Genomic DNA, 26,314 nt, shown 5'->3' with positions numbered 1-26,314 from the left:
TCTTTCTCAGATCCCCAACCAACAGAATGATATGCATTATCATTTGCGTTTACATTTGCATTAAATTCCTTACAATAGCCTTACGTTGGAACCTTGGGCTGTTGCATTCACAGTGATGCAATGGATTTTTATTAATAGTCAATACATTAACGGGCAGAGCCTGCCTGTATTTAAGGCCGGGAATCATTACCTCATGGAAAAGCCAATCTACAACAAAATCACAGCATTCATCATCGCGTCGCTTACCAGCCATGCTGCTTTTGCCGCAGGCCAAGACACCCAGCAGGACACCATGGTTGTTACCGCCTCGGGGTTCCAGCAAAAGATCCAAGACTCAGCGGCATCCATCTCGGTAATCCCCCGTAAGCAAATTGAAGATAAAGCCTACCGCGATGTCACCGACGCATTAAAAGATGTGCCCGGTGTAGTCGTGACCGGCGGAGGAAGCAGCAGCGACATCAGCATCCGCGGTATGTCGTCTAAATACACGCTGATTTTAGTGGATGGTAAACGGGTCGATACCCGTGGCACCCGACCTAACAGTGACAATGCCGGGATTGAACAAGGCTGGCTGCCCCCGCTTGAAGCCATCGAGCGCATCGAGGTGGTACGCGGGCCGATGTCTTCGTTATACGGTTCCGATGCGATGGGCGGCGTGATCAACATCATTACGCGTAAAACATCGACCACCAAAGCCTGGACCGGATCACTGCACGGTGATGCGACCTTCCAGGAAAACCGCGATTCCGGTGATATATTCCAGACTAACGCCTATGCATCCGGCCCATTGATTGAAGGATTACTCGGCCTGCGCGTTAATGGCCTGCTGTCACGCCGCGCCGAAGATAAGATTATCCATGGATATAACGAACAGCGCATGCGCAGCGGCACCGCGGTGTTCAGCCTGACCCCCAACGATCAGAATGATTTTGACTTCGAAATTGGCCGCTCATTGCAGGATCGTAACAGTACGCCGGGCAAATCGATGGCAACAGAAAACTGCCGAAACGGTAAATGTACGCCGAATAGCGCCAGCGATAGCCGCTACGAACGCACCAACTATGCCGTCACCCACAACGGTTATTACGACTTCGGCAACACCACCAGCTACGTCCAACGTGAAGAAACCAATAACCCTGGCCGCAACATGAAGATGTATAACACCATCTTCAATACCCAGACTCAGTTTGAACTCGGTGACCATATGCTCAACGTCGGCGGTCAGTACCGGTATGAGAAATTGAGCGATCAAGGTAACCAGTTAGCCGCAGCCGATGGTTTGAATAAGTTAACGCGCTGGAGCTGGGCACTGTTTGCTGAAGACGAATGGGCGCTGACCAATGATTTCAGCCTGACAACCGGTCTGCGCATGGATCAGGATCAGAACTATGGCAATCACTGGACACCGCGCATGTACGGCGTGTGGCATTTAGCCGAACAGTGGACGTTAAAAGGCGGCATATCTGCCGGTTATCGCTCACCGGATCTGCGTCAGTCTTCCGCCAACTGGGGGCAAATTACTGGCGGTGGCCGTACGTCGATCATTATCGGCAACCCCGATCTAAAACCGGAGAAGAGCCTGAGCGAAGAGATCGGCGTAATGTGGGATAACCAACGCGGATTGAATGCTGGCGTAACCCTGTTCAATACCGATTTCAAAGATAAAATCACCGAAATACGCCGCTGCGATAGTGGTGATGGCGATGCACAATGCATGATCGGTAACACCGCCTATTATTTCATCAGCGATCGTATCAACGTCGATAAAGCAAATATGCGCGGCGTCGAAGCGACAATGGGTTGGGATATAACCAAAGAGTGGGGGCTGACCGCCAACTACACCTATACCGAATCCGAACAAAAGAGCGGTGAACACCAAGGCAAACCGTTGAACAAAATGCCGAAGCATATGTTCAACACCGTGCTCGACTGGCAAGCAACGCCAGACGTCGGTCTGTGGTCACGCCTGAACTTCCGCAGTAAAACATCGGATTACCTGAGCCGCACCAGCATGGCGAAAAGCACACCGTCTTATACCTTTATCGATGCGGGTGTCAGCTATAAAGCCAGCAAGGATCTGTTGGTCACCGGCGGGGTTTATAACATTCTGGATAAAACCGTTGATTACGAAAACTACAACACCACGTTGGATGGCCGTCGTTATACCATCGGTATGACTTACAGCTTCTGATAGGAAGAGGCTCGGCGACGGGCCTCAGACTGCTGACAAACCCCGTTATTAGGGAAAGCGTGGCGGCTTGCCACCTGAGCGCACTTCGGTGCGCTAGGCCAGCCTGTCTCGGATTTAACGTCAACGTTGTCATCAACCTTAAGCTCGGCAATGTGTCTGTTCGGTGGTTAACAACGCAACACCATGGAGGGCATAGCGCAAGCTGCGCTCTCCATATGATAATTCTGTCATTGCGGATTGGCTCTATTCCCCCTTGTGAATCAGCATTTAACGCATCCGCTGCAATCACCAACCGCGACGCTCCCCCGTCAACCACAATAAAATTAAGTTATTTACCTCTCCCTTCCGGTGTGATTTTCATCACAAAAATTAAAAAATACGTTCATTAATTAACCATTTATTGATTTGCCCGAATACCGCGCTTGCCGGTTGCTGCCATGGTAACTAACGAGTTTGACGTTTTTACTTTGCCATCTCACATCAGCAGTTAAGCCCTCCTCTAGCGCCATTAAACCGTATTCAGATAAGATTAACTTCATGATTTTAATGCGTTAGGCCCTAGGGAGGATCATCTGTCACCGTTGTTAAAACAACCATAAAAATAAGCAATGTTATGAGCAAAACTAAAAATGATATGACACTTCCACCGGATCTGTTGCACGCTTCCGGCACCGGCCCTGTCCGTCGGCATAAACCGATCTATCAGGATTCTCTTCCCCCCTGTAACCACGCCTGTCCCGCGGGTGAAAACATTCAGGCCTGGCTCGCGTTAGCACAAGAAGGGCACTATGAAGAAGCCTGGCAAAGCCTAACCGCCAATAATCCCATGCCAGCCGTTCATGGCCGCGTCTGCTACCACCCGTGCGAAAATAGCTGTAACCGTACCCAGGTTGACCAAACCGTGAGTATCCATGCGGTGGAGCGTTTTCTCGGCGATCAAGCTTTACTCAATGGCTGGAAACCCAAATTCACGTCGGCCAACAGCGGTAAAAAAGTGTTGGTCATTGGTGCTGGCCCTTCCGGCCTATCCTGCGCCTGGCATTTGCGCCGTCTGGGTCACGTGGTCGAAATACACGAAGCCGGCCCCATGGCCGGCGGCATGATGCGCTTCGGTATCCCCGCCTACCGTATGCCCAGAGACATATTGGATCGTGAAATCCAGCAAGTTCTGGATACCGGCGTCACGCTAAAACTGAATCAAAAAGTGGACGACGTGATGGCGGTAAAAGAAGCCGGGGGCTTTGACGCCGTCTTCATGGCTATCGGCGCACATCTGGCGAAAAAAGTGGATATTCCCGCCCGCGAAGCTGGGAAAATTCTGGATGCCGTCAGCTATCTGTCTGCCGTTGAACGCGGTGATGCGCCCCAATTGGGGCGTCGCGTGGCTATCTACGGCGGCGGGAATACGGCGATGGATGCCTCGCGGACCGCACGACGGCTGGGCGCAGAAGAAGTGATGATCATCTATCGTCGCGACCGCGATCACATGCCCGCCCACACGTTTGAAGCAGACGAAGCGATGGAAGAAGGCGTCAAAATTAACTGGCTGCGCACCATTCGTAATATCGATAACACCACGATGACCGTCGAAAAAATGGAAGTTGATGCCGATGGGCGTCCCCAGCCTACCGGCCAGTTTGAAACCTTGCAGGCCGACAGCGTGATATTGGCGTTGGGGCAAGACGTCGACCTGTCGGTTCTGGAGCGTATCCCTGGCATCAAGCAGCACCAAGACGGCGTGGTCGACGTTGACGAACACATGATGACCTGTGTTCCTGGCATTTTTGCCGGGGGAGACATGGTGCCTTCCGAACGCACGGTGACCATCGCCACCGGCCATGGCAAGAAAGCGGCGCGTCATATTGACGGCTGGCTACGAAATTTACCCTACCACCAACCTGCGCCCGTTCCCGTGATGGCCTATCCGGGATTGCACCTGTGGTACAGCACGGATGCCAGCGCGATCCACCAGCCAATTGTCACCCCGGAAAGCCGTGAAGGATTTGATGAAATCATCGGCGGATTAACCGCAGAACAGACGCGTTATGAAGCGTCCCGCTGTTATTCCTGCGGAAATTGCTTTGAATGCGACGGCTGCTACGGTGCCTGCCCTGAGGGGGCAGTTATCAAACTCGGCAAAGGGCTGAGATACGAATTTAATTATGATTTATGCACCGGCTGCGCGGCATGCTTTAACCAATGTCCCTGCCATGCAATTGAGATGGTAGCAGAGGAGGCTCGGTCATGAGTGATAAAAACGACAACATGGTGATGATCGACGGCAGTGAGGCAGCCGCTTGGGTGGCCTACAAAGTTAGCGAGGTTTGCGCTATCTATCCGATTACCCCCTCCTCGAACATGGCCGAACTGGCCGACGAGTGGTCTGCCAAGCAGATCCCCAACCTCTGGGGCAATGTTCCCGCCATTATGGAAATGCAGCACGAAGGCGGTGCCGCCGGCACGGTACACGGCGCTCTTCAGGCGGGCGCGCTCAGTACCACATTTACGGCCTCGCAGGGGCTGATGCTGATGCTGCCAAATATGTACAAAATTGCCGGCGAACTCACTGCCGCCGTTTTTCACGTAGCGGCACGCTCGTTGGCGGCGCAGGGCTTATCCATTTTCGGCGATCATCAAGATGTGATGGCGGCAAGAACCACCGGCTTCGCGATGCTGGCTGCCGCGTCGGTGCAACAAGCACAAGATATGGCGATGATCGCCCATGCCGCCACGTTGGAGTCACGGATCCCCTTTATCCACTTCTTTGATGGTTTTCGAACCTCGCATGAGGTGAATAAGATTGCGCGGCTGAGTGACGCGCAGATACGCAGCATGATAGCCGACCGTTTGGTGCGCGAGCATCGTCAGCGTGCACTGAACCCAGACCAACCGATCATGCGGGGCACAGCACAAAACCCGGATACCTACTTTCAGGGGCGAGAAAGCGTTAACGCCTACTACGATCGCGTTCCCGCCATCGTTTCACGCACAATGGATAAGTTCGCGCAACTCACTGGCCGCCGCTATCAGCTGGTCGATTACTACGGTGCCGCCAATGCAGAGCACGTGATCGTTATCATGGGATCCGCTGCGGCAACCGTGCGCCAGACCATTGACGTACTGAATGCCGAGGGCGGCAAGTATGGTGTCATTACCGTTCATCTCTATCGCCCTTTCCCGGCAGACGCCTTGGTGAACGCCCTGCCCGTAAGCGCCAAATTCGTTACGGTGTTGGATAGAACCAAAGAGCCGGGCGCCAACGGCGAGCCGCTGTATCTTGATACGCTGGCGGCATTGGTCCGCGCGCTACAACACGGTAAACGAAAACACCTGCCAAAATTAAGCGGTGGTCGCTACGGTCTCTCTTCGAAAGAATTTACCCCCGCGATGGCCAAAGCCGTACTGGAGGCGCAACATCGGCCAGATGCCAAGGATTTCTTCACCATCGGTATCCACGATGATGTCACTCACCTTAGCCTGGCTTGGGACGAAAACTGGCATATCGAACCGGAAAATCAAGTCCGCGCGCTGTTCTTTGGGCTGGGATCTGACGGCACCGTCGGCGCGAACAAAAACAGCATTAAGATTATTGGTGAACTACCGGCGTATCATGCGCAGGGCTATTTTGTCTATGACTCAAAAAAATCGGGCTCCCGCACCACATCTCACCTCAGGTTTGGCGCAGATCCGATTGATTCACCTTATCTGATCAGCTCGGCAAACTTTATCGGCTGCCATCAGTTCAACTTTGTTGAAACGCTCGATCTACTGAGCGCGGCTGCACCGGGGGCCACGTTCTTATTGAACAGCCCTTATTCCGCAGACGACATTTGGGCTCATCTGCCCGCGCAAATTCAGCGCCAGATCCAGCAGAAAAAGCTCTCTTTTTACGTGATCGACGCCGCCAACGTAGCACGCAATACCGGCATGGGCACTCGCATCAATACCATTATGCAAACCTGTTTCTTTGCCCTGTCTCACGTGATGCCAAAACAACAGGCGATCGCCCTGATTAAACACAGCATTGAAAAAACATATGCCAAGAAAGGCCGCGCCATCGTTGAGCGTAACTTTGTTGCGGTTGACGCTACGCTGGCTAATTTGCATCAGGTGTCCGTTCCATCACAGGCCACAGAGGCCGCAGACAGCGGTTGGTCAATTTCGCCTGATGCACCACGTTTCGTACGCGAAGTCACCGCAGAAATGTTACAGGATCGTGGTGACCGAATCCCGGTATCCATGTTGCCTGCGGACGGGACTTACCCCACCGCCACCACACAATGGGAAAAACGCGATATTGCTTTGGCGATCCCAGAATGGCGCGAAGATCTGTGCATCCAATGCGGTAACTGCTCGTTTGTTTGCCCTCATGCCGCCATCCGCGCGAAGTTTTATCATCACAGCCTGGCCGAAGGTGCGCCAAACGGCTTTAAACGGGCGCCGATCAGCGCGCGCGGCTTCCCCGATACGCTGTATAGCCTACAGGTTTACCCTCAGGATTGTACCGGCTGCAACCTGTGCATTGATGCCTGCCCAGTGCGGGCAAAAGATGCAGAGGGCAACGAAATCCGCGCCATCAATCTGGTCGATAAACTGCCCATTCTGGAGCGAGAAAAAACCTCGCTCGACTGGTTCAATACCCTACCGTGGCCCGAACGCGCCGCTATCGATTTCTCCACCGTGCGCGGTGTGCAATATCTGGAACCGCTATTCGAGTTTTCTGGTGCCTGTTCCGGTTGTGGCGAAACGCCTTATCTGAAAGCGCTCACGCAACTTTTTGGTGACCGCATGATGGTCGCCAATGCAACGGGTTGCTCATCCATCTACGGCGGTAACTTGCCGACCACGCCATGGGCGAAAAATCACCAAGGTAAAGGCCCGGCCTGGTCTAATTCGTTATTTGAAGATAATGCCGAGTTTGGCTTGGGCTTTCGTTTGACCGCCGATCAACACCGGCAGCAAGCCGCGCAGGCACTGCAAGCTTTTGTTCCGCAACTCGGTCAGGCGTTAGTGGATGAGATAGTCAATGCGCCACAGCAGGTTGAATCAGAGATCAACCAACAGCGTCAGCGGCTAGCTAGGGTTCGTGAGCGACTGGCCGGAGAAACCTCAGAAGCAGTGCTAAATCTGTATAGTTTGCTGGATCATCTGGTTCGCCGCTCCATCTGGATCGTCGGCGGTGATGGCTGGGCCTATGATATTGGTTCGTCCGGTCTGGACCACGCGTTAGCCTCGGGGCGCGATATTAATATTCTGGTCATGGACACCGAGGTCTACTCCAATACCGGCGGGCAAATGTCTAAATCAACGCCTTTAGGCGCAACCGCTAAATTTGCCGCCGGGGGGAAAACCATGGCGAAAAAAGATATGGCACTGCAAGCCATCTCATACGGTAACGTCTACGTCGCCCGTATCGCTTTTGGCGCGAGCCCGCAACAGGCGCTGCAAGCCATGCGGGAGGCAGAAGCATATCCCGGGCCATCGTTGATTATTGCCTATAGCCACTGTATCGCCCACGGTATCGATATGACGCTGGGGCTTCAGCAGCAAAAACGTGCGGTGGATGCGGGCCACTGGCCGCTGATGCGTTATAACCCGGTGCTGCGCGAAGAGGGGCATAATCCGTTCACGTTAGACAGCCTGCGGCCAACGCTGCCGTTATATGAATACCGGAAGCACGAAACTCGCTTCCTGGCACTAATGCGGCAAAACCCACAAGAAGCTGAACGGCTGATGACCATCGCACAAAACGTGGCGCGGCAAAAATGGGCAACCTATGAAAATATGGCGACTCGCCCGGCCAGTGCGTTTCATCCAGACGCTCGACGTTAGGTAACTTAAGCAAAGGATGACAAAACCAGTAGGCTATCTGGTTGTCATCCGCTTGGAGGGGCTGGCGTTTGGCCCCTTCGGTTTGTCTTTTCACCCGATTCGGCACACCGCTTTTCGATGTTACGCCTGCTGAAAAGATGAGTGATGTAACAAACACATATTCTTACCCGTCTCATAACTACCGGTTATCCAGCCTGGACGTCACATCACCAGCTCTTGTGCCAACCCCAAAAAATATTTTGCCCCCTGTAACAGGGCGCGTTCATCAGGATTAAAATAAGAGTTATGCAGCGGTGGCGGTGCCTCCTGCCCATCGCCAACGCCCAGCCAGACAAAGCAAATCGGCGCCTGTGCCCGATACTCCGAAAAATCCTCACCGATAAACATCGGCTCATGCTGCTCAAGAAAACGGGAGTGATTCCCCAAGGAGCGCACAACGCGTTCGGCAATGTCACATAATGCGTCATCATTCACGATGGCAGAGTAGTCCCAATCATCAAACCTTATTTCCGCTTCGCAACGGTGAGCCTGAGCAAGACCATGAACCATACGTGTCATGGCATTTTTGATTTGTTGCCGTACCTCTGCCGTGAATGTGCGATTGGTTCCACAGATATGCGCGTCATTAGGGATTGCTGAGGTGGTGCCATCACCGCATACCAAACTGCATACGGAGAGCACGGCTGACGCTTGCGGATTGAGCTCCCGCGCAACAATCGTTTGTAATGCCAGAACGGTTTCCGCAGCGGCGATGCAAGGATCTACCGTCAAATGTGGCATCGAGCTGTGCCCGCCCTTGCCATGCAACCAGATATTGAACGTATCACGGTTGGCGCTGGCAATTCCGCGCTTTAACGCGAGGGTGCCACACGGCAATGCTGGCAATACATGTAAGGCAAAGAACATCTCTACGTCTTTTAACGTGCCTGAATCAATCAGTTCTTTCGCGCCACCGGGCGACATTTCCTCGCCACGCTGGAAAATAAATACCACTTCACCTTTAAGCGTTTGCCAGCGCTCAGCCAGTGTACTGGCAACGCCCATTAAGATTGCGGTGTGAATATCATGGCCGCAGGCATGCATCATCCCTGGCCTTGTCGAGCAACACGGCAAACCGGTTTTCTCTTCAACGGGCAGAGCATCAATATCCGCCCGAAATGCAATGGTTCGTCCCGGTAATGCGCCTTTCAGCCGCACCACCGCGCCCGTTGCCGCCGGACGGCTGATGTGTAACGCTGGAAATGCGGATAACTGCTGGCAAATATACTCGGTGGTCAAGCGCTCTTGGTGGGATAACTCTGGGTAACGATGGATCGCCGCACGCCAGTCGGCGATATGTTGGGCAAGTTGTTGCCACTCCTGTTCCTGCATCATGCGAATGTCCTGGTTGGTGGAAAGCAATCACCGCCGCGTCACAGCACGACTGTACCTTCCACCATTGCAGACCCGCGCTTAACGCGTTGTGGCACTATTCACAAAATCACACAATAGCCATTAAAAGCGCATGGTTATTGGGTTCGGGTTATCCGCAGCGCAGAACGCTGAAGGTTTGTCACACCACCGGCTCGTTGACTAACCCATCGATTAATACCTGCGGCATTCCCTGCGAGCAACGCTCAATACGCCCACGTACGCCATATACCTGCGCCAAACTCTGCGGAGTGATAACCTGTTCTGGCACCCCATCGGCGATCATATTGCCGTCTTGCAGCATCAAGACATGATCGCCATGGCGCAGTGCGATATTGATATCATGCACCACCACCACCGTCACGATGTTGCGTTTACGGGTTTCACGGCGCACCAAATCCATCACATGGAATTGGTAATTCAGGTCAAGCGCGCTGAGCGGCTCATCCAATAACAGCAATGATGGCTGACGAATCAATGACTGCGCCAAGCCCACCAACTGCTTTTGACCGCCGGACAGTTGATCTAAATAGCTTAGCGCCAGATGGGCAATGCCAAGCTGCTCCAGCAATGCCATCACTTCACCTTCACTACTGGCATTGCTGCGGCCACCAGAGGCACGCTGAGCCACAATGATCGATTCCAGCACGTGCAAATGCACGCCGGCAGGCAACGATTGCGGTAGATACACCACCCGCTCCGCACGGCGCGCGAACGGCATTTGCATCAAATCGCTGTCGTCTAGCCACAGTTGCCCTTCTGCTGCATTCAACCCGGCCAACGAGCGTAATAACGTCGATTTACCGCTGCCGTTCGGCCCTAATAGCACGGTAATTTTCCCACGCGGGAGTAACGGCACCGACAGATTGGTAATCACCGGGCGTTTCGGATAACCGGCAGTGAACTGCTCAATACGTAAGCCCTGATTCATCAGACATTCCCCCGGTGGCGCAAGATAATACTCAGGAAGAAGGGCACGCCGACCAGCGAGGTCACAATACCCACCGGAATAATGATGCCTGGCACCAAGTTTTTCGACGCGACCGACGCCATCGACAGCACTAATGCCCCAATCAGCGCACTGGCTGGCAGATAAAAACGGTGATCTTCACCAAACATCATGCGCGCAATATGCGGGGCAACCAGACCGATAAATCCAATCGGCCCGACGAACGCTACCGCCAACGCAGAAAGAATACTGATGCGCAATAGGGTCGCCAAACGCAAACGACGCACGTCAATACCGAAGCTGACGGCACGATCTTCCCCTAAGCGGAGCGCTGTCAATTTCCAACTGCTCATCATCGACAACGGCAGCAACACCGCGAAGACCGCCAGCAGAATACCGAGCTTCTCCCACGATGCGCGCGCCAGGCTGCCCATCGTCCAGAAGACCAAGCCTTGCAAGGTATCTTCACTGGCGATAAATTGCATCATCGATACCAATGCATTAAAGGTAAAGACCAGCGCAATACCGAACAGCACGACGCCGGACGTAGCAACCCGCGTCCAGCGGGTAATGCCATCCAACATCAATGCGGCAAACAGCGCAAACACAAAGGCATTGGCGGAGATAAACCACTGCGCAGGAATCCCCGGCAAGCCAATGCCCAAGACAATCGCCAACGCCGCGCCAAACGCGGCGGCAGATGACACGCCCAGCGTAAAGGGACTGGCGAGCGGGTTATTCAAAATCGTTTGCATCTCAGCGCCGGCCAAGCCTAACGCCATGCCCACCACCACCGCCATGAGCGCATAGGGCAAACGGATATCCCAAACAATCACGCGGGTACCCGCATCTGCCGTGGCAGGATGAACCAGTGTTTCCCACAGCGTAGACAGCGATAATCCGGCTGGACCCATGGTGAAATCCAACAGCAGCGAACCGGCGATCGCCAGCGCTAACACGCCCATTATCATCAGGCGATGGCGAAGAATATGTTGATAGTGCCCCATCACCTGGACGCGAGATTGTCCTTTTACCGGTGGCAAAGGATCGGTGGTTACACTCATTATTTGGCTACCTATTACGACGACGATGTTAACGTCTACCAAAGAGACGATATTACCGAGAAAGTACGTGGCATCAGGGATGCAGCAGATTCTAACAGTAAAGCAAACGATAATACTTATCAATCACGCAAATAACCATTATCTCAAATAATTATCTATAAGGTTTTATTTGCGAAGAATGTGGGCATACGGCGATTAGTGACATTTTTTCGAGGTATTAAGGTGACGCCAGTGACGTGCCAAAACAGCAAAAAGGGCTAATCACCGCGCAGTGAGGACTTTCAGAGATAAAACGTCGAAGGAAATAACGCGGCGGCGCACCGCCGCGTTCAAAGCAATGTGAGGGTTACTTCACATCCATCTTGGGGAATTCCATTTCGCTGTACTTCACCACGCGGGTGCCGCGCGTCAGCTTATAACCGAACCAGATAATCAGGAATAGAGGAATACCAATATAGGTTGCGGTGACACCGTACCAGTCAATTTTGTCTTCCAGGAAAGCCTGGTAGTTTTGACCAAGGGTGATAATCAGGCACAGCACAAAGGCAAAGATCGGCCCTACCGGGAAGAAACCGGAACGGTACGGCAATTCACCCAAATCGCGCCCCTGTAGCATGTAACCACGGCGGAAACGATAATGACTGATGGCGATCCCCAACCACGCGATAAACCCGGTCATACCGGAGGTGTTCAACAACCACAAATACACGGATTGGTTACCAAACATCGAGCTCAGGAAGCACAGCCCTGCCACTACGGTTGTGGCATATAAGGCATTGCGCGGCACGCCACCTTTTGACAACTTGGCAAAGATGCGCGGTGCTTTACCTTCAGAGGCCAGGGTAAACAGCATACGGGTCGATGCATACATGCCAGAGTTACCGGCTGACAGCACCGCCGTCAGAATGACCGCATTCATCACCGCCGCCGCTGATAGCAGGCCTGCATGTTGGAATACCAACGTGAACGGGCTGACGCTGATATCTTTCACGTCGTTACGCAACAGGCTTGGATCGGTATAAGGAATGATCAGGCTGATAATCAAGATGGCAAAAATATAGAACAACAGAATACGCCAAAATACCTGACGAACCGCACGCGGAATATTTTTACCTGGGTTTTCAGACTCACCGGCAGCGATGCCAATCAGCTCGGTGCCTTGGAACGAGAAGCCGACGATCATCGCTACGCCGATCATCGCGGAGAAACCGCCCGCAAACGGCGCATCACCGATGGTCCAGTTTTCCCAACCCGCGTGCTCACCCCCTTTTAAAATGCCAACAATCATCAGCACGCCGATAGCGATAAAGATAATCACCGTGGTCACTTTAATCAGTGAGAACCAATATTCCGCTTCGCCAAAGCCCTTCACTGATATGTAGTTGAGCAAGAACATCAAGCCGAGGAACAAGGCGCTCCAAATCCAGCCTGGCGTATCCGGGAACCAATAGCTCATCACCAGTTGCGCCGCAACCAAGTCGACAGCAATGGTGACCGCCCAGTTATACCAATAGTTCCAACCCAGCGCGAAACCAAAACCTTCTTCGACGTATTTAGCACCGTAGGTGGAGAATGAACCAGAAACCGGCATAAACGCCGCCAATTCACCCAAGCTGGTCATTAAGAAATAAACCATTAAGCCAATCAGCGCGTAAGACAGCAGTGCCCCGCCAGGGCCTGCCTGCGAAACCGTTGCGCCAGAGGCGACAAACAGGCCGGTACCGATGGAACCACCAATGGCAATCATGGTTAAGTGTCGCGCTTTTAACTCGCGGCGAAGTCCGGGTGCTTGCTGCCCCGATGTTTTTATATCCTGCTGAGCCATTCTTACCCTATCTGCTCGTCAAAAAATTGAGGGCGGATTGTAGCAAATACCCACCTATGCACTAGTAACATTACGATGATATAAGATAGCTTCATAATTCAGTGATAATTATTAGCAATACCTCTCATCACCCAACTTAATATCATTAATGTGAAGCAGATCGGGGTTTTATACTTATACTGACAGCGTGCAATAGCTGAGGAAACGCTGTAACGCGTTAGAGATGTGTTTTTGCCGATGATGGATCAAATACAGCGTGCGCATTAAGGGTGGCAATGGCACTTTCAACTCCACCAGCGTTCCGGCTGCCAACTGATCGCTTATCACCCGACGCGACAGACAACTGATGCCAATCCCGTGACGCACCGCATGTTTGATGGCCTCTGAGTTACCTAACTCCATCACCAACTGAAAATGTGGCAAATGGGCAAGTAATAAATGGTCTAATATTTCACGCGTACCAGAACCCCGCTCGCGCAGGATCCACGGCGATTTAGCCAACACCGCCAGCGTCAACGGTTGTTGTGTTAATGGGCTGTCCGGCGCAGCAAACACCACCAGTTCGTCGTCCAACCATGGCTGAGTCACCAGTTCCGGCATGTGACATGGCCCCTCAATCAACCCCAAGTCAACGCGAAAATCGGCTACGGCACCGATCACATCCTGGCTATTGCCCACGTTCAATTCTAACGGCGTCGCGGGGAAATCGTTACGGTAACGCGCAATCATTTCCGGCAGCATATAATTGCCAATGGTACTGCTGGCCGCAATGCGCAGTGCCCCACCATCGTAACGGAACAACTGCTCGATCTCGCTGGCCTGTTCAAGTAACGCCAGCGCTTTCGGATACAGTAAACGGCCGTGTTCGTTGATCACTAGCCGTTTACCGACGCGATCAAACAACTGTACGCCTAACTGCCCCTCAAGATCCGCTAACGCCGCACTCACCGCCGACTGCGACAGCGCCAACACCACGGATGCCTGAGTCGTTGAGCCACTCTTTAGCACTTCGGTAAACACCTGCAGTTGACGTAAAGTGATATGCATACTCATCTCAGAATTGACAAGTGGCCGGGCAAGGTTCTCCCGCGCACACGCGTGAAATTAACAGGCGACCCTCCCTAATTGGTAAGCCGCTTACCACAAATCATTGCATTCAGATTATCACGTTTGCCCGCTACGGTCTGAGCCAGCACGCATAACCAGAGGCTTCTTATACCAGTTATTTAGATTGGTTATAAATATATAACTAATTTCTCTTTTATATCATAACCCTCTAACCTTGTCCGTAGAATCACAGACAAAGGACTCAACGCATGGCAACCGATACTTCATCCCCTTTCCCTGAACGGCGCTTCCCGCTGTTTGGTCTTCCACGTTTGGTGCCCGGATTGGTGCTGACGGGCGGGCTTACGGCCATCGCCATTTGGGCTGGCGACATCCCCTGGATCGCCAATTTGGGGTTAGGTGCGCTGACGCTGGCGATTATTTTCGGCATTGTCATCGGCAATACCGTTTATCCGTGGCTGCAACCGAGTTGCCACAGCGGCGTGCAACTTGCCAAACAGCGATTACTCCGGCTTGGCATCATTCTGTACGGCTTCCGTCTGACCTTTCAACAAATCGCAGACGTGGGCGCGACCGGCATTATTATTGATGCCTTAACCTTAACCAGCACCTTCTTGCTCGCCTGCTGGCTGGGGAAAAAAGTCTTCGGCATCGATAATCAAACGGCAATGTTGATCGGCGCCGGTAGCAGTATCTGCGGCGCGGCGGCGGTCATGGCGACCGAGCCGGTATTAAAAGCCGACTCCAGTAAAGTGGCAGTGGCCGTCTCGACCGTGGTGGTATTTGGTACGCTGGCGATCTTTGCTTACCCGTGGCTTTATCATCTGAATCAGCAATTCGCTTGGCTACCGTTCACCCAGGAAACCTTTGGCATCTATACCGGTTCAACCATTCACGAAGTCGCGCAAGTCGTCGCAGCCGGGCATGCCATCGGCCCAGAGGCGGAAAACGCCGCGGTGATCGCCAAAATGATCCGTGTCATGATGCTGGCACCGTTTCTCTTGCTGCTGTCTGGCTATATTGGCCGTGGTAGCAGCGCAGGCAAAGGTGAAAAGTCTGCCATTACTATTCCGTGGTTCGCGGTGCTGTTTATTGCCGTCGCTGGGCTGAACTCGTTTAATCTGATCCCCGTCACGCTGGTGCATCATCTGATCACCGCCGACACCTGGATGTTAGCCATGGCAATGGCGGCGCTGGGTCTCACCACCCACATTAGTGCGGTGCGTCAGGCCGGTATGAAACCCATTTTGCTGGCAACGCTGCTGTTCATTTGGTTGATCGTCGGCGGCGGTGCCATCAATCAGCTGGTGCAACATTTGTTCTAATCGATCCCTGCGGGCCTGAAGCTCAGGCCCATGCGTGCCCTACCTTTCACACTTGTCGCTATCAATGCATAATGTCGCCGATACTACAGGAGAATGAAAATGAAGTTTGTCGGTGCACATGTCAGCGCGTCAGGCGGCGTGGATCAGGCGGTCATCCGCGCACACGAACTGGAGGCGACCGCATTCGCCCTGTTCACTAAAAATCAGCGTCAATGGAAGGCAGCAGCCCTGACCACGGATGTGATTGATAAATTCAAACGCGCGTGCGAGCAATATGGCTACGGGTCAGGGCAAATTCTGCCGCATGATAGCTACCTGATTAACCTGGGCCATCCGGTGGCCGATGCATTGGAAAAATCACGCGATGCTTTTCTCGACGAAATGCAGCGCTGCGAACAGTTAGGGCTAACGTTGCTGAATTTCCATCCCGGCAGTCATTTAAAGCAGATTGATGAAGATAGCTGTCTGGCGCGCATCGCCGAATCCATCAATATCGTGCTGGATAAAACCCAAGGTGTGACGGCGGTGATTGAAAACACCGCCGGTCAAGGCAGCAACCTGGGCTTTAAATTTGAACATTTGGCGGCAATTATTGACGGTGTCGAAGACAAAAGCCGCGTCGGCGTGTGTATCGATACCTGCCACGCCTTTGCTGCCGGTTACGATTTGCGTACCGAAGAAGATTGTCAGCATACTTTTAAAGCATTAGATGACATCGTGGGTATGCACTATCTACGCGGCATGCACCTGAATGACGCGAAAAGCGAATTCAACAGTCGTGTCGATCGCCATCACAGCCTGGGAGAAGGCAACATCGGTAAAACGGTGTTTAGCTATATTATGCGTGACGCACGTTTTGACAATATCCCGTTGATTCTCGAAACCGTGAATCCAGATATTTGGGCGGAAGAGATCGCTTGGTTGAAAGCACAGCAATAGCGCCTGCGCCAATAATAGGCATAAAAAACCGGAGCTAATACTGGCTCCGGTGAGGTAGGTTGATAACAAAATTACCTTTGAACCCGAGATACTCGGGCCTAGCGCACCGAGGGGCGCTCCGGCGGCAGGCCGCTACGATCCCTTCGGCACGCTTTCCCTAATAACACGCTTTGTCAGCAGTCTGACCGGAGCACATATTGGCTCCGGTTTTTTATCCGCCCGTCCTACCTCAGCGGTATTGTTGTTGACTCGGCTCAACTATCCAACTCAGTTCCCATGTAGGCTCATCAAGATGTATCCGTTTGCCGCCGGGATACCCCTCGAGGTATCCCGGAGTTAACACCTCAGGCTGTGGGTGTCACCGCTGCGTCTGGGCGTTTCAGTAGCGCATAAGCCACCCCGGCCAACAGCGTCCCAGCGACAATCGCTAACAGGTACAGTAGCACCGGCGAGATAGCCCCCGGGATCAGCAGCACAAACAGGCCGCCGTGCGGTGCCATCAGTTTCGCGCCAACCGCCATCGACAGCGCACCAGTCAGCGCACCACCGGCGATACAGCACGGCAACACCCGCATCGGATCGCGCGCGGCAAAGGGAATCGCCCCTTCGGAGATAAAGCACAGCCCCAGAACCAACGCAGCTTTGCCCCCTTCCTGATCAGACTTCTCAAACTTACGACGCGCCAGCAACGTCGCCACCCCCATCGCCAGCGGTGGCACCATCCCGGCAGCCATGATCGCCGCCATCGGCGCGTACACCGAAGAACTCAGCAACGCGACACCAAAGGCATAGGCCGCTTTGTTCACCGGGCCGCCCATATCGGTACACATCATTGCACCCAAAATAGCGCCCAGCAGCACCGCATTGGCGGTACCCAGTGATTGCAACCAGTTGGTCAAACCTTCCATGATTCTGGCAACCGGCGTACCGACCACGTAAATCATGATCAAACCGGTAATCAAACTCGCCACCAGCGGAATAATCAGGATCGGTTTCAGCGCCTCCATGCTTTGCGGTAAACGCAGTTTGCCGCTGATCGCCTTGGCAACGTACCCTGCCAGGAAACCGGCGATAATACCGCCCAGGAAGCCGGCTCCGGTACTGACTGCCAACATACCGCCAATCAATCCCGGCGTCAGACCGGGACGGTCGGCGATAGAGAAGGCGATATACCCCGCCAAAACCGGCACCATCAAGGCAAAGGCTGAACCGCCGCCAATCTGCATCAATGCCGCAGCCAGCGTACCTTTCTCTTCAAATGCCTTGATACCAAAGACAAACGACAGCGCAATACACAGCCCACCCGCAACCACCATGGGCAGCATGTAAGACACGCCGGTTAACAGGTGACGATAGGGGCCGGCGCTCTCTTTTTTCTTACCGCCGGTAGTGCCGGTGCTAGCACGTGTTTGCGGCTGATAAACTTCCGCTTCCACCTGCGCCTTATCCAACTCCTGCACGGTTTTCTTCAGCGCCAAGCCTGTCGAGGTACGATACATGGGTTTGCCGGCAAACTTATCCAGATCGACTTCGATATCAGCGGCAACGATCACTAAATCTGCCGCCGCCACTTCTTCAGGCGTGATGGCATTGCCCGCACCAACAGAACCGCGTGTTTCAACTTTTACCCACCAACCACGTTTTTTCGCTTCGCTTTCAATCGCTTCGGCGGCCATAAAGGTATGTGCCACACCCGTCGGACAGGCCGTTACCGCCACAATACGCTTCTGGCGGGTGACGTTTGTCGCCATGGCCAACGCAGCCGGTGCCTGATACGGTTTAGCTTCGGCTTTGGCCTGCGCCAAAAAGGCTTCCGGCTCGCGCACCGCCTGTTCAACATCGCCAACGTAAACCGCTTTGCCGTTTAATGCAGGATCGGCAGCCAGCGGCCCGGCAATCACCACCAATTCAGCTTCGGTCAAAGACTCAACCTGTTGCAAACCTTGTTTGGCCGCAGCGGCACCCAACATGCGTTTCGCCAGGTGGCTACGCGCCTGCCCAAGCGAAGTGTCTATCATCAGCAGCGTTTTCATTCTGCCTCCTGCTATTGGTTAAAGGGTTTCAGATCGACCCGCGCCATCATCGCGGCCAACTGCGGACGGTCGGTCACGCCAACGTTGCTCTGGCTTACCGCCAGCGCGGCGACGGCCGTTGCCAAACGTAACGTATGCTCACTGGACTCACGCATCATCAGGCCGTAAATCAGGCCACCGACCATCGAGTCACCGGCTCCCACCGTGCTGACAACCTCACAGGCTGGCGGTTTGGCGATCCATGCGCCCGACGCGTTCACCCACAACGCACCTTCGGCACCGAGTGAAATCACCACGTGCGCAATCCCCTGTTCGCGCAGCGCATGTGCGGTTTCCACCACGTCAGCCAGCGTCGGCAATGGCCGGCCAGCCCAGATTTCCAACTCTCGACGGTTGGGTTTGACCAACCACGGCGCGGCTTTTAGACCCGCCACCAAGGCTTCACGGCTGCTGTCGAAAATGATGCACGGGCACTGAGCACGTAAACGAACCATCCAATCCGTGAAGGCTTCCGGCGCTACGCCTGCCGGCAAACTGCCGCTGACCGCCACCATATCGAACTGGCCGAGCCAGCTCAGAGAATCCGTAACAAAACGCTCCCAATCCTGAGGCGTTACCTCAAAACCGGAGAAGTTCAGATCGGTCACTTCGCCGTCTTTTTCCGTCAATTTGACGTTGATACGGGTACGGCCTGACACCACCTGAAAACGGTTAGCAATACCCAGATCGCTGAATAACAGTTGAAAGCCGTCTTGGTTATCTTTACCCAAAAAGCCGCCAACGGTGACGTCAATCCCTAAATCTTTCAGTACTTTGGCAACATTAATGCCTTTCCCGGCGGCATGTAGGCCGGCGGTTTTAACCCGGTTGACTTCCCCCCGCTCAATCTCTGGGCAAAAACCCACCAGATCATAAGCCGGGTTTAATGTGATGGTTGCGACTCTTCTGCTCATGCTGCACCCTCGCCCAATCCTTCGTTAATGGCATCCCCGATAGCATTCAGTGCGGTTTGTGCATCTTCGCCGCTGGCGCTAAAGCGCAGGCGATGACCTTTCTTCACCCCCAGCGCCACCACCTTCATCAAACTTCGCCCGTTGGCGGGTTTACCGCTGCCGTCCAGATTAGTCACCGTAATGTCACAGTTGAACCGCTTGATAACGTTGACCAACGCGGTGCCCGGACGGGCATGCAGGCCATGTTCGTTACGAATGGTATATTCGGCAGTCAGTGCACGACTCTCTTCTGCCACGTCACTGGTCAACAATGCCAACACGCCGGCGGCATCAGCCTTCAGCAAGCGTTCAGCTTTTTGCGCCAACAGCAGATCGCCAAGATAATTCAGCACCGTCAACGGCTGTGGATCGGCGACGGCGACGGTGAGTAACAGCGCCACATGCTCACCGTTTTCGTCAAATGCGCGTGCCGGGCGGCTTACCGTGGCAGCACTGCCGAGGTTGCCTTCAGCGCTATCGCTCAGCCAAATACCCTGCCCCAGATTTAACGGTTTACGGGTGATCACATCACTGACAAAACGGGCATCAACCGCACCCAGCTTTTGCAGGCGACCGGCGTTCAAGGCTTGCAACGTCATGAGGCTGTCAGCGGTAACGTCCAATGCAATCAACGAGGCGTCAAACTGAAACTCTGCCGTTTTTTTCTCGCCCATCAGCAGGCTACGAAGCTCATCGGAAGAGGTTGTTTTCGCCAATTGCTCTGCGACGCTGTCATCGCTTAATACGTGCGTGAGTTGACGCAGCAGCGCCAAATGTTCATCAGAACGGGCGGCGATACCGATGACAACATAGGCTGTCTGGTCTTCACCCCATTCGATACCTTGCGGGAACTGAAACACCTGTACCCCGGTGTTGAGCACCAGATCGCGGGTGTCGGTGGTACCATGAGGAATGGCAATACCGTTCCCCAGATAAGTGGATGTTTGTTGCTCACGCTGAAGCATGCCGTCAACATAGGCGGCGCTAACGCAACCGGCAGCGGTCAGCGCTGCGGCCACCTGCTGGATAGCCTCCTGCTTGCTACTGGCGGCAGCCCCCAAGTGGATGTCTTGCTGTGATAACTGGAACATGGTTCTCCTCTCCTGCTAAATTGAATCGTTTCAGCTTGTTTGAGAAAAAGGAGCGTTATCTAAGCTAGCCCAGCCAGCCGAATAACGCTGAAACGTTTCAACGAGTGTGTAAGCCCTCCTGACTGAAAGCAAGTTTTCTACAGATTGACATGCTAGATTTTTGACCTTACGCACATTTTACCGGCGCACTTTCCGCCAACTGGGCAGTGATGGCATAATTTGCTGAAATTTGCTGAAGGAGAAAGTCATGGCCGTTCTGACCGGTGTCGGCGTCATCATCATCAACGCGCAGGGTGAGATTTTACTGGGCAAACGCTGCGGCAAACACGCCCCTTTCTGGTCGATTCCCGGTGGTCACCTGGAGGCAGGCGAAAGCTTTGAACAGTGCGCCCAACGAGAAATCGCCGAAGAAACCGGGCTGGACATTGCCCCGCCGCTGTTCATCGGCGTCAGCAATAACCTGCAAACCTGGCGAGCAGAAAACAAACATACGGTGTCAATTTGCATGGTGGTTACACACCCCGGCGGCGAACCCCAGTTACGTGAACCTGCAAAATGCGCAGAATGGCGCTGGTTTGCCCTCGATGAGTTGCCTGAGCCACACTTTGAGGCCAGCCAAATGGCCATTCGGCTGTGGCAAAGCGGGCAACATTATTTGCCCGTACATTAAGCTTATCTGCTCGCGGCTGTTTACATAACACCGCGATTGGCGTTCCCAACTAAACCGGACATCGCTCAGCCCGCACGCCACAAAAAATATAACGCTGAATATTACGCCACTCATCGCATTTCACGTGACAAATACCCCTAATGTGTTAGGCGCCTTTACAAATAATCACTATACTTACCCGGGTCTATCGGTGTCAGGCCAATAGGCTTTTTTGGCAAGGTTTCTCTTGGGATTTCATAATTATAAGTAGGTCAATATGAGCAATAAACAAACTGGCTTTGAAAAGCGGCGCCGGTGGGGTTGGCTATGGATTTTACTCATCGGGATTATCCTCGGTGCAGCATTATTGGCCGGTACTGCCACCGTATTCCATAAAACCAGCGATACCGCATTCTGCGTGTCCTGCCATACCATGCAACAACCACTTGCTGAATATCAAGGCAGCATCCACTTTCAAAATACTAAGGGTATTCGTGCCGAGTGCGCCGATTGCCACGTACCGCACGAACCTCTGGATTATCTCTGGACCAAAATCCGGGCGGTAAAGGATATTTACGGTGAAATGGTCGGCACCATCAGTACGCCGGAGAAATACGAGGCGCATAAACTGGCCATGGCGCAATCCGTTTGGAAAACGTTAAAAGAGAATGACTCCGCCACCTGCCGCTCCTGCCACAGTTTCGATGCTATGGACATTACTGCGCAAAGTGCCGAAGCGCGCATTCAGCATCCGGTGGCCATTAAACAAGGTGAAACCTGCATCGATTGCCACAAAGGTGTCGCGCACATTCTGCCGGATATGAGCGGCGCGGCCCAAGCCGGGGCAGCCGAACTGGCAAAAGCAGCGGCAGAAACTTCGCCGACCGCAACTACGCTGTACACCATTGCTACCGAGCCTTTCTTCCTGCAACCAGACGATAAGCACAACGCCGGCAACCTGATGCCGTCAACCGAAGTGCATGTGGTGAAACAAGACGGCGACAACGTGCTGGCGGACGTTTCCGGCTGGCAACAAGATGGCGTCAGCGAAGTGTTCTATGCCGCGCAGGGTAAACGTATTCTGAGCGTACTGCTGGGTGAAGAAGCCCGCAAGATACTCAAATCAGGCAATACCATGACTGATGCGGAAACCGGGCTGGTATGGCATCAGGTTTCCTTGCAGGTGTGGCTGCCACGTAAGCAATTGATTGACGATCAACAAAAAATCTGGCGTTACACCGCAGACATGATGTCCGCCAACTGTACCGGCTGCCACGGTCTGACGGCGCTCGACCGCTTCAATGCCAACCAGTGGATCGGTGTGATTAAAGGAATGGCGCCGCGTACTTCGCTGACGCAAGAACAGTTGCGCGTGCTGACACAATACGTGCAAAAACATGCCAGCGACATGACGCCTGCCGCACCAGCCAAGCTTTAAGGGAGAAGCGAACATGAGCAAATATTCACAACAACCATTAAAAATGAGTCGTCGCCGCTTCCTGACCGGTGCCACTGCACTGGCCGCCACTCCGCTGTTAGCCGGGCTGTGGCCTAAATCCGCGCTGGCGGAAGCAATTAGCCAAGCACTACCGCAGTTTGTCGCGTTACGTCAGGCACAAAAAGGCATTCTGACCGGTGCCCACTGGGGCGCGTTTGAAGCCATTGTTCAGGATGGGAAAATGGTCGGCGTGCAGCCGGTCAAAGACGATCCTTACCCAAACGAACTGATCACCATGGCTCCCTATCAAGTCCATGCCGAAAACCGCGTTAAGTATCCAATGGTTCGCAAAAGCTGGCTCGACGGTGGGCCAGGCAGCCGCACCGATTTACGCGGCCATGATGAATGGGTTCGCGTCAGTTGGGATAAAGCCATTTCGTTGGTGTGTGCTGAAATCACGCGCTTGCAACAAGAGCACGGCCCTCAATCGATCTACGCCGGTTCTTACGGTTGGAAAAGCGTCGGGATGCTGCATAACAGCCGCACATTGCTGCAACGGTTGATGAACCTGACCGGCGGTTTTCTCGGTTATGCGGGGGATTACTCAAGTGGCGCCGCACAGGTGATCATGTCGCACGTCGTCGGTTCTATGGAAGTCTACGAGCAGCAAACCGCGTGGCCAAACGTCATCGAGAACAGTCAACTGGTCATTCTTTGGGGTTGCAACCCAATGATTACCCTAAAAAATAGCTGGAATGTGCCCGATCACTACGGCCAAACCGGTTTCGACGCGTTGAAGAAAAAAGGCACCCGCGTTATCAGTATTGACCCGGTGCATAACGACAGCGCCAAGTTCGTTAATGCGCAATGGATCGCACCGCGCCCCTACACCGACAGCGCGATGTTGATTGGCATTGCCCACACGCTACTGACCGAAAAGCTGCATAATCCAGACTTTTTGAAAACCTACACTTCTGGTTTTGATAAGTTTGAGGCCTATCTGTTGGGCAGCGAGGACGGCGTCGCCAAAACGGCAGAATGGGCAGCCGATCTCTGCGGCGTAGACGCAGACGTGTTACGCCAATTAGCGCGTGATATGGCGAAAAACCGGACCATGATCATGGGCGGCTGGGGTATCCAACGTCAACATCACGGTGAACAACAGCACTGGTTACTGGTTACCGTTTCGGCCATGCTCGGCCAGATTGGGCTGCCAGGTGGCGGCTTCGGCTTTAGCTATCACTATTCGTCCGGTGGTAGCCCGACGGCGAAAGGCGGCATTATCTCCGGGATATCCGCCGGTAACTCACCAAAGGGCACCCCTTCGCCTATCCCTGTTGCGCGCATCGCTGAATGCCTGAGCAACCCGGGAAAAACTATCCAGTTCAACGGTGCGGAAGTGACCTACCCTGACGTGAAAATGGTTTACGTGGCCGGTGGCAACACCTTCCACCAGCATCAGGATACCAACAACCTGATCAAAGCCTGGCAACGGCCGGAAACCATTGTGGTGAATGAACCGTATTGGACCGCCACGGCCAAATACGCCGACATCGTGCTGCCAGCCACCACCAGCTATGAACGAAACGATTTAGAAATGGGGGGCGACTACTCGCAGCTGTATGTGTTCCCGATGCATCAGTGCGTCGCACCACAGCATGAAGCGCGTAACGATTTCGATATCTTTGCTGCCATGGCTGCCAAACTGGGCGTGTTAGACGCCTTTACCGAAGGCAAAGACGAAACACAGTGGTTAAAAGGCATGTATGACGACATGAAACTGCAGGCGCGCAACGCACGCGTCGCTCTGCCGCCGTTTGACATGTTCTGGCAATCCAACAACTACGTGCGTTTCCCGGTGCCGGAGGCCAATACACAGTGGGTACGCTTTGCGGATTATCGCGAGAATCCGCTGCTTAATCCTCTGGGGACGCCATCTGGGAAAATCGAGATTTACTCCGATGCCATCGCCAAGATGAATTATCAGGATTGCAAAGGTATTCCGACCTGGATGCCTCCGCATGAGTGGTATCGCGGCCCGGAAGCGGCGAAGTATCCTTTATCGCTCAATACTGCGCACCCGATCAACCGCTTGCACTCTCAGCTCGACAACACGCCGCTGCGGAAAAAATACGCGGTGGCTGACCGCGAGGCCATCATGATCAACCCGCAAGATGCCAAGCCACGTGGCATCACCAATGGCGATCTGGTGCGCGCATTTAACGATCGCGGTCAGATCCTGGTCGGGGCCATTGTAAGTGAAGACGTCCGCCCTGGTGCCGTGCGCATCAGCGAAGGCGCATGGTTCGATCCGGCTGAACCATCGCAGCCGGGCTCCATTTGTAAAAATGGCAACGTCAATTGCCTGACGTTTGATGTCGGCACGTCCAGTCTGGCGCAAGGCAACTGTGGCCAAATGGCGCAACTGGATATTGAGAAGTATCAAGGTCAGGTGTTGAAGAACACCGCTCACGATGTGCCAGTCGGCGCATAATGGGCGTCTAACGGCTGATGGCATCACAGGAGAGCTTGATGATACCGTTATCTGATGGCTGACCCTGGTATAGCGGTGGGATACGCCGCTGGCTGACGTCACGACAGCCCCCTACTCACTGGCTTTAATAACGGAGGGCGATGGCAACATTGCCCTTTTCTTTTTGGCAAGGCTCAGACCGCAGGCAGTAAAACCGGCACCGATGTCGATACTGCCGCATAGGGAGCATGCTTATCTCTGGCTCACAACGCCCACAATCTGCATGACAAAAAGCTACGGTGCAGTATCGGCTTCGAGTTGCGCCAAATAAATCAATGCGTCTTCGCGACGATCGTGGCACATTTCGCGGCTGGCCTGCAGGCCACCACAAACCTTGGGCCGCAGCGGCGAATGAAACAGACCGCAGCGCAACCGATCATCAAGATGAATGCAGCGCGTATTGGCCGGTTTGCCCTGCGGCATACCGGGGATTGGGCTGGATATAGAAGGTGCAATGCAACACGCGCCACAGTCTGAACGGCAGTCCATCAGCGAGTCTCCTGGTGGGCTGGCGGAGTTGAAACGCGACAATAGCAGCCATGCGCGAACGCTGCCAGCGCAATCTTAAAAAAGCGGCGATCTTTACATCCATGGTTTGTGAATCCACGCCAAACGCCGTATAGCGAGGAAGTGTAAATAGACCCACTTTAGTTCCATGCACTTTTTGAGCTCTCGGCCTGGTAATGCTGTTGGCGATACTCCTCCGGTGTCATATTATTCAGCGATTCATGCTGGCGTTCACAGTTATATTCTGACAACCATTTCTCCGTGAGCTCACGCACTTCATTCAGTGTTCGGAACAAAGGGAAGAGGTCACAGCAGCTTACCAACATAATGGCCTCTACTCGCAAACATCGGGGATTTCTGCTCAAATTATCTGATAATGGTGCGGCACTCCTGCTCACGCGCTTTGCCAATGTGCTTACAAACTTCCGCCGCCTACCCACATTAATTGCCAGCAACAGCAAGGTTAAA

General features: G+C 53.7%; 17 protein-coding genes and 1 pseudogene. 8 read left to right on the top strand and 10 right to left on the bottom strand.

Features of this window, described 5'->3' with window-relative positions; translation table 11 throughout:
* Nucleotides 1-193: 193 nt before the first annotated feature.
* From ACQKDS_RS04410 to nifJ, 3 genes are all read left to right on the top strand, one after another.
* The gene (locus ACQKDS_RS04410) at nt 194-2,191 is read left to right on the top strand and encodes a ligand-gated channel protein (RefSeq protein ID WP_399666899.1); all 1,998 of its coding nucleotides are present in this window, start codon (nt 194-196) and stop codon (nt 2,189-2,191) included.
* Between the two features lie 595 nt (nt 2,192-2,786).
* The gene (locus ACQKDS_RS04405) at nt 2,787-4,439 is read left to right on the top strand and encodes an NAD(P)-binding protein (protein ID WP_399667104.1); all 1,653 of its coding nucleotides are present in this window, start codon (nt 2,787-2,789) and stop codon (nt 4,437-4,439) included.
* 17 nt (nt 4,440-4,456) lie between these two features.
* Nucleotides 4,457-8,023: a pyruvate:ferredoxin (flavodoxin) oxidoreductase gene (nifJ, locus tag ACQKDS_RS04400; RefSeq protein WP_399667107.1), complete on the top strand. Its 3,567-nt coding sequence runs from the start codon at nt 4,457-4,459 to the stop codon at nt 8,021-8,023.
* A gap of 201 nt (nt 8,024-8,224) precedes the next feature.
* Here the strand turns inward: nifJ and ACQKDS_RS04395 are convergent, their stop codons facing one another.
* From ACQKDS_RS04395 to yieE, 5 genes are all read right to left on the bottom strand, one after another.
* Complete coding sequence (locus ACQKDS_RS04395) at nt 8,225-9,397, bottom strand: M20 family metallopeptidase (protein ID WP_399666902.1); 1,173 nt, start codon at nt 9,395-9,397, stop codon at nt 8,225-8,227.
* A 178-nt stretch (nt 9,398-9,575) separates the two neighbouring features.
* A complete protein-coding gene (locus tag ACQKDS_RS04390) occupies nt 9,576-10,364 on the bottom strand; it encodes an ABC transporter ATP-binding protein (protein WP_399666905.1) in 789 nt (262 codons plus the stop codon).
* On the bottom strand, nt 10,364-11,446 hold the full coding sequence (locus ACQKDS_RS04385) for a FecCD family ABC transporter permease (RefSeq protein ID WP_399666908.1): 1,083 nt from the start codon (nt 11,444-11,446) through the stop codon (nt 10,364-10,366). Before ACQKDS_RS04385 ends, ACQKDS_RS04390 begins: the two co-directional genes overlap by 1 nt.
* A gap of 346 nt (nt 11,447-11,792) precedes the next feature.
* Entirely contained in the window at nt 11,793-13,271 is a 1,479-nt protein-coding gene (locus ACQKDS_RS04380) for an amino acid permease (protein WP_399666911.1), read from the bottom strand.
* Between the two features lie 174 nt (nt 13,272-13,445).
* Nucleotides 13,446-14,318 carry a DNA-binding transcriptional regulator YeiE gene (gene yieE / locus ACQKDS_RS04375; protein ID WP_399666914.1) on the bottom strand — a complete coding sequence of 291 codons (873 nt, stop codon included), beginning with the start codon at nt 14,316-14,318 and terminating at the stop codon, nt 13,446-13,448.
* A 269-nt stretch (nt 14,319-14,587) separates the two neighbouring features.
* Here yieE and ACQKDS_RS04370 point away from each other — a divergent pair, with 269 nt between their 5' ends.
* Both ACQKDS_RS04370 and nfo read left to right on the top strand, forming a co-directional pair.
* The gene (locus tag ACQKDS_RS04370; RefSeq protein ID WP_399666917.1) at nt 14,588-15,664 is read left to right on the top strand and encodes a YeiH family protein; all 1,077 of its coding nucleotides are present in this window, start codon (nt 14,588-14,590) and stop codon (nt 15,662-15,664) included.
* Nucleotides 15,665-15,763: 99 nt separating this feature from the next.
* Nucleotides 15,764-16,603 carry a deoxyribonuclease IV gene (gene nfo, locus ACQKDS_RS04365; protein WP_399666919.1) on the top strand — a complete coding sequence of 280 codons (840 nt, stop codon included), beginning with the start codon at nt 15,764-15,766 and terminating at the stop codon, nt 16,601-16,603.
* A 344-nt stretch (nt 16,604-16,947) separates the two neighbouring features.
* On the opposite strand, the gene fruA is transcribed toward nfo, so the two are convergent.
* From fruA to fruB, 3 genes are read right to left on the bottom strand one after another with little or no spacing between them, the layout of a single operon-like run.
* Entirely contained in the window at nt 16,948-18,636 is a 1,689-nt protein-coding gene (gene fruA, locus ACQKDS_RS04360; RefSeq protein WP_399666923.1) for a PTS fructose transporter subunit IIBC, read from the bottom strand.
* 11 nt (nt 18,637-18,647) lie between these two features.
* Nucleotides 18,648-19,589, bottom strand: a complete 942-nt coding sequence (fruK, locus tag ACQKDS_RS04355) for a 1-phosphofructokinase (protein ID WP_399666926.1) — start codon at nt 19,587-19,589, stop codon at nt 18,648-18,650.
* Nucleotides 19,586-20,719 (bottom strand): fused PTS fructose transporter subunit IIA/HPr protein, encoded by a 1,134-nt coding sequence (fruB, locus tag ACQKDS_RS04350; RefSeq protein WP_399666929.1) that lies wholly within the window; start codon nt 20,717-20,719, stop codon nt 19,586-19,588. Before fruB ends, fruK begins: the two co-directional genes overlap by 4 nt.
* A 247-nt stretch (nt 20,720-20,966) precedes the next feature.
* On the opposite strand from fruB, the gene ACQKDS_RS04345 reads away from it, so the two are divergent.
* The 3 genes from ACQKDS_RS04345 to torA all read left to right on the top strand — a co-directional run bounded on the left by ACQKDS_RS04345 (nt 20,967) and on the right by torA (nt 25,300).
* On the top strand, nt 20,967-21,389 hold the full coding sequence (locus ACQKDS_RS04345; protein ID WP_399666931.1) for an NUDIX hydrolase: 423 nt from the start codon (nt 20,967-20,969) through the stop codon (nt 21,387-21,389).
* A gap of 256 nt (nt 21,390-21,645) precedes the next feature.
* A complete protein-coding gene (locus ACQKDS_RS04340) occupies nt 21,646-22,806 on the top strand; it encodes a NapC/NirT family cytochrome c (RefSeq protein WP_399666934.1) in 1,161 nt (386 codons plus the stop codon).
* Between the two features lie 13 nt (nt 22,807-22,819).
* The gene (gene torA, locus ACQKDS_RS04335) at nt 22,820-25,300 is read left to right on the top strand and encodes a trimethylamine-N-oxide reductase TorA (protein ID WP_399666937.1); all 2,481 of its coding nucleotides are present in this window, start codon (nt 22,820-22,822) and stop codon (nt 25,298-25,300) included.
* 273 nt (nt 25,301-25,573) lie between these two features.
* Here the strand turns inward: torA and ACQKDS_RS04330 are convergent, their stop codons facing one another.
* Together ACQKDS_RS04330 and ACQKDS_RS04325 are read right to left on the bottom strand one after the other, a co-directional pair.
* Nucleotides 25,574-25,828 carry a YkgJ family cysteine cluster protein gene (locus ACQKDS_RS04330; RefSeq protein ID WP_399666940.1) on the bottom strand — a complete coding sequence of 85 codons (255 nt, stop codon included), beginning with the start codon at nt 25,826-25,828 and terminating at the stop codon, nt 25,574-25,576.
* A gap of 158 nt (nt 25,829-25,986) precedes the next feature.
* A pseudogene (locus ACQKDS_RS04325) lies at nt 25,987-26,148 on the bottom strand (integrase core domain-containing protein); the annotation flags it as partial.
* Nucleotides 26,149-26,314 lie beyond the last annotated feature (166 nt).

The sequence above is a fragment of the Serratia sp. NPDC078593 genome (assembly GCF_050268245.1).
GTDB lineage: Bacteria > Pseudomonadota > Gammaproteobacteria > Enterobacterales > Enterobacteriaceae > JBNNGK01.
This window is presented reverse-complemented; position numbering and strand designations above follow the sequence as displayed.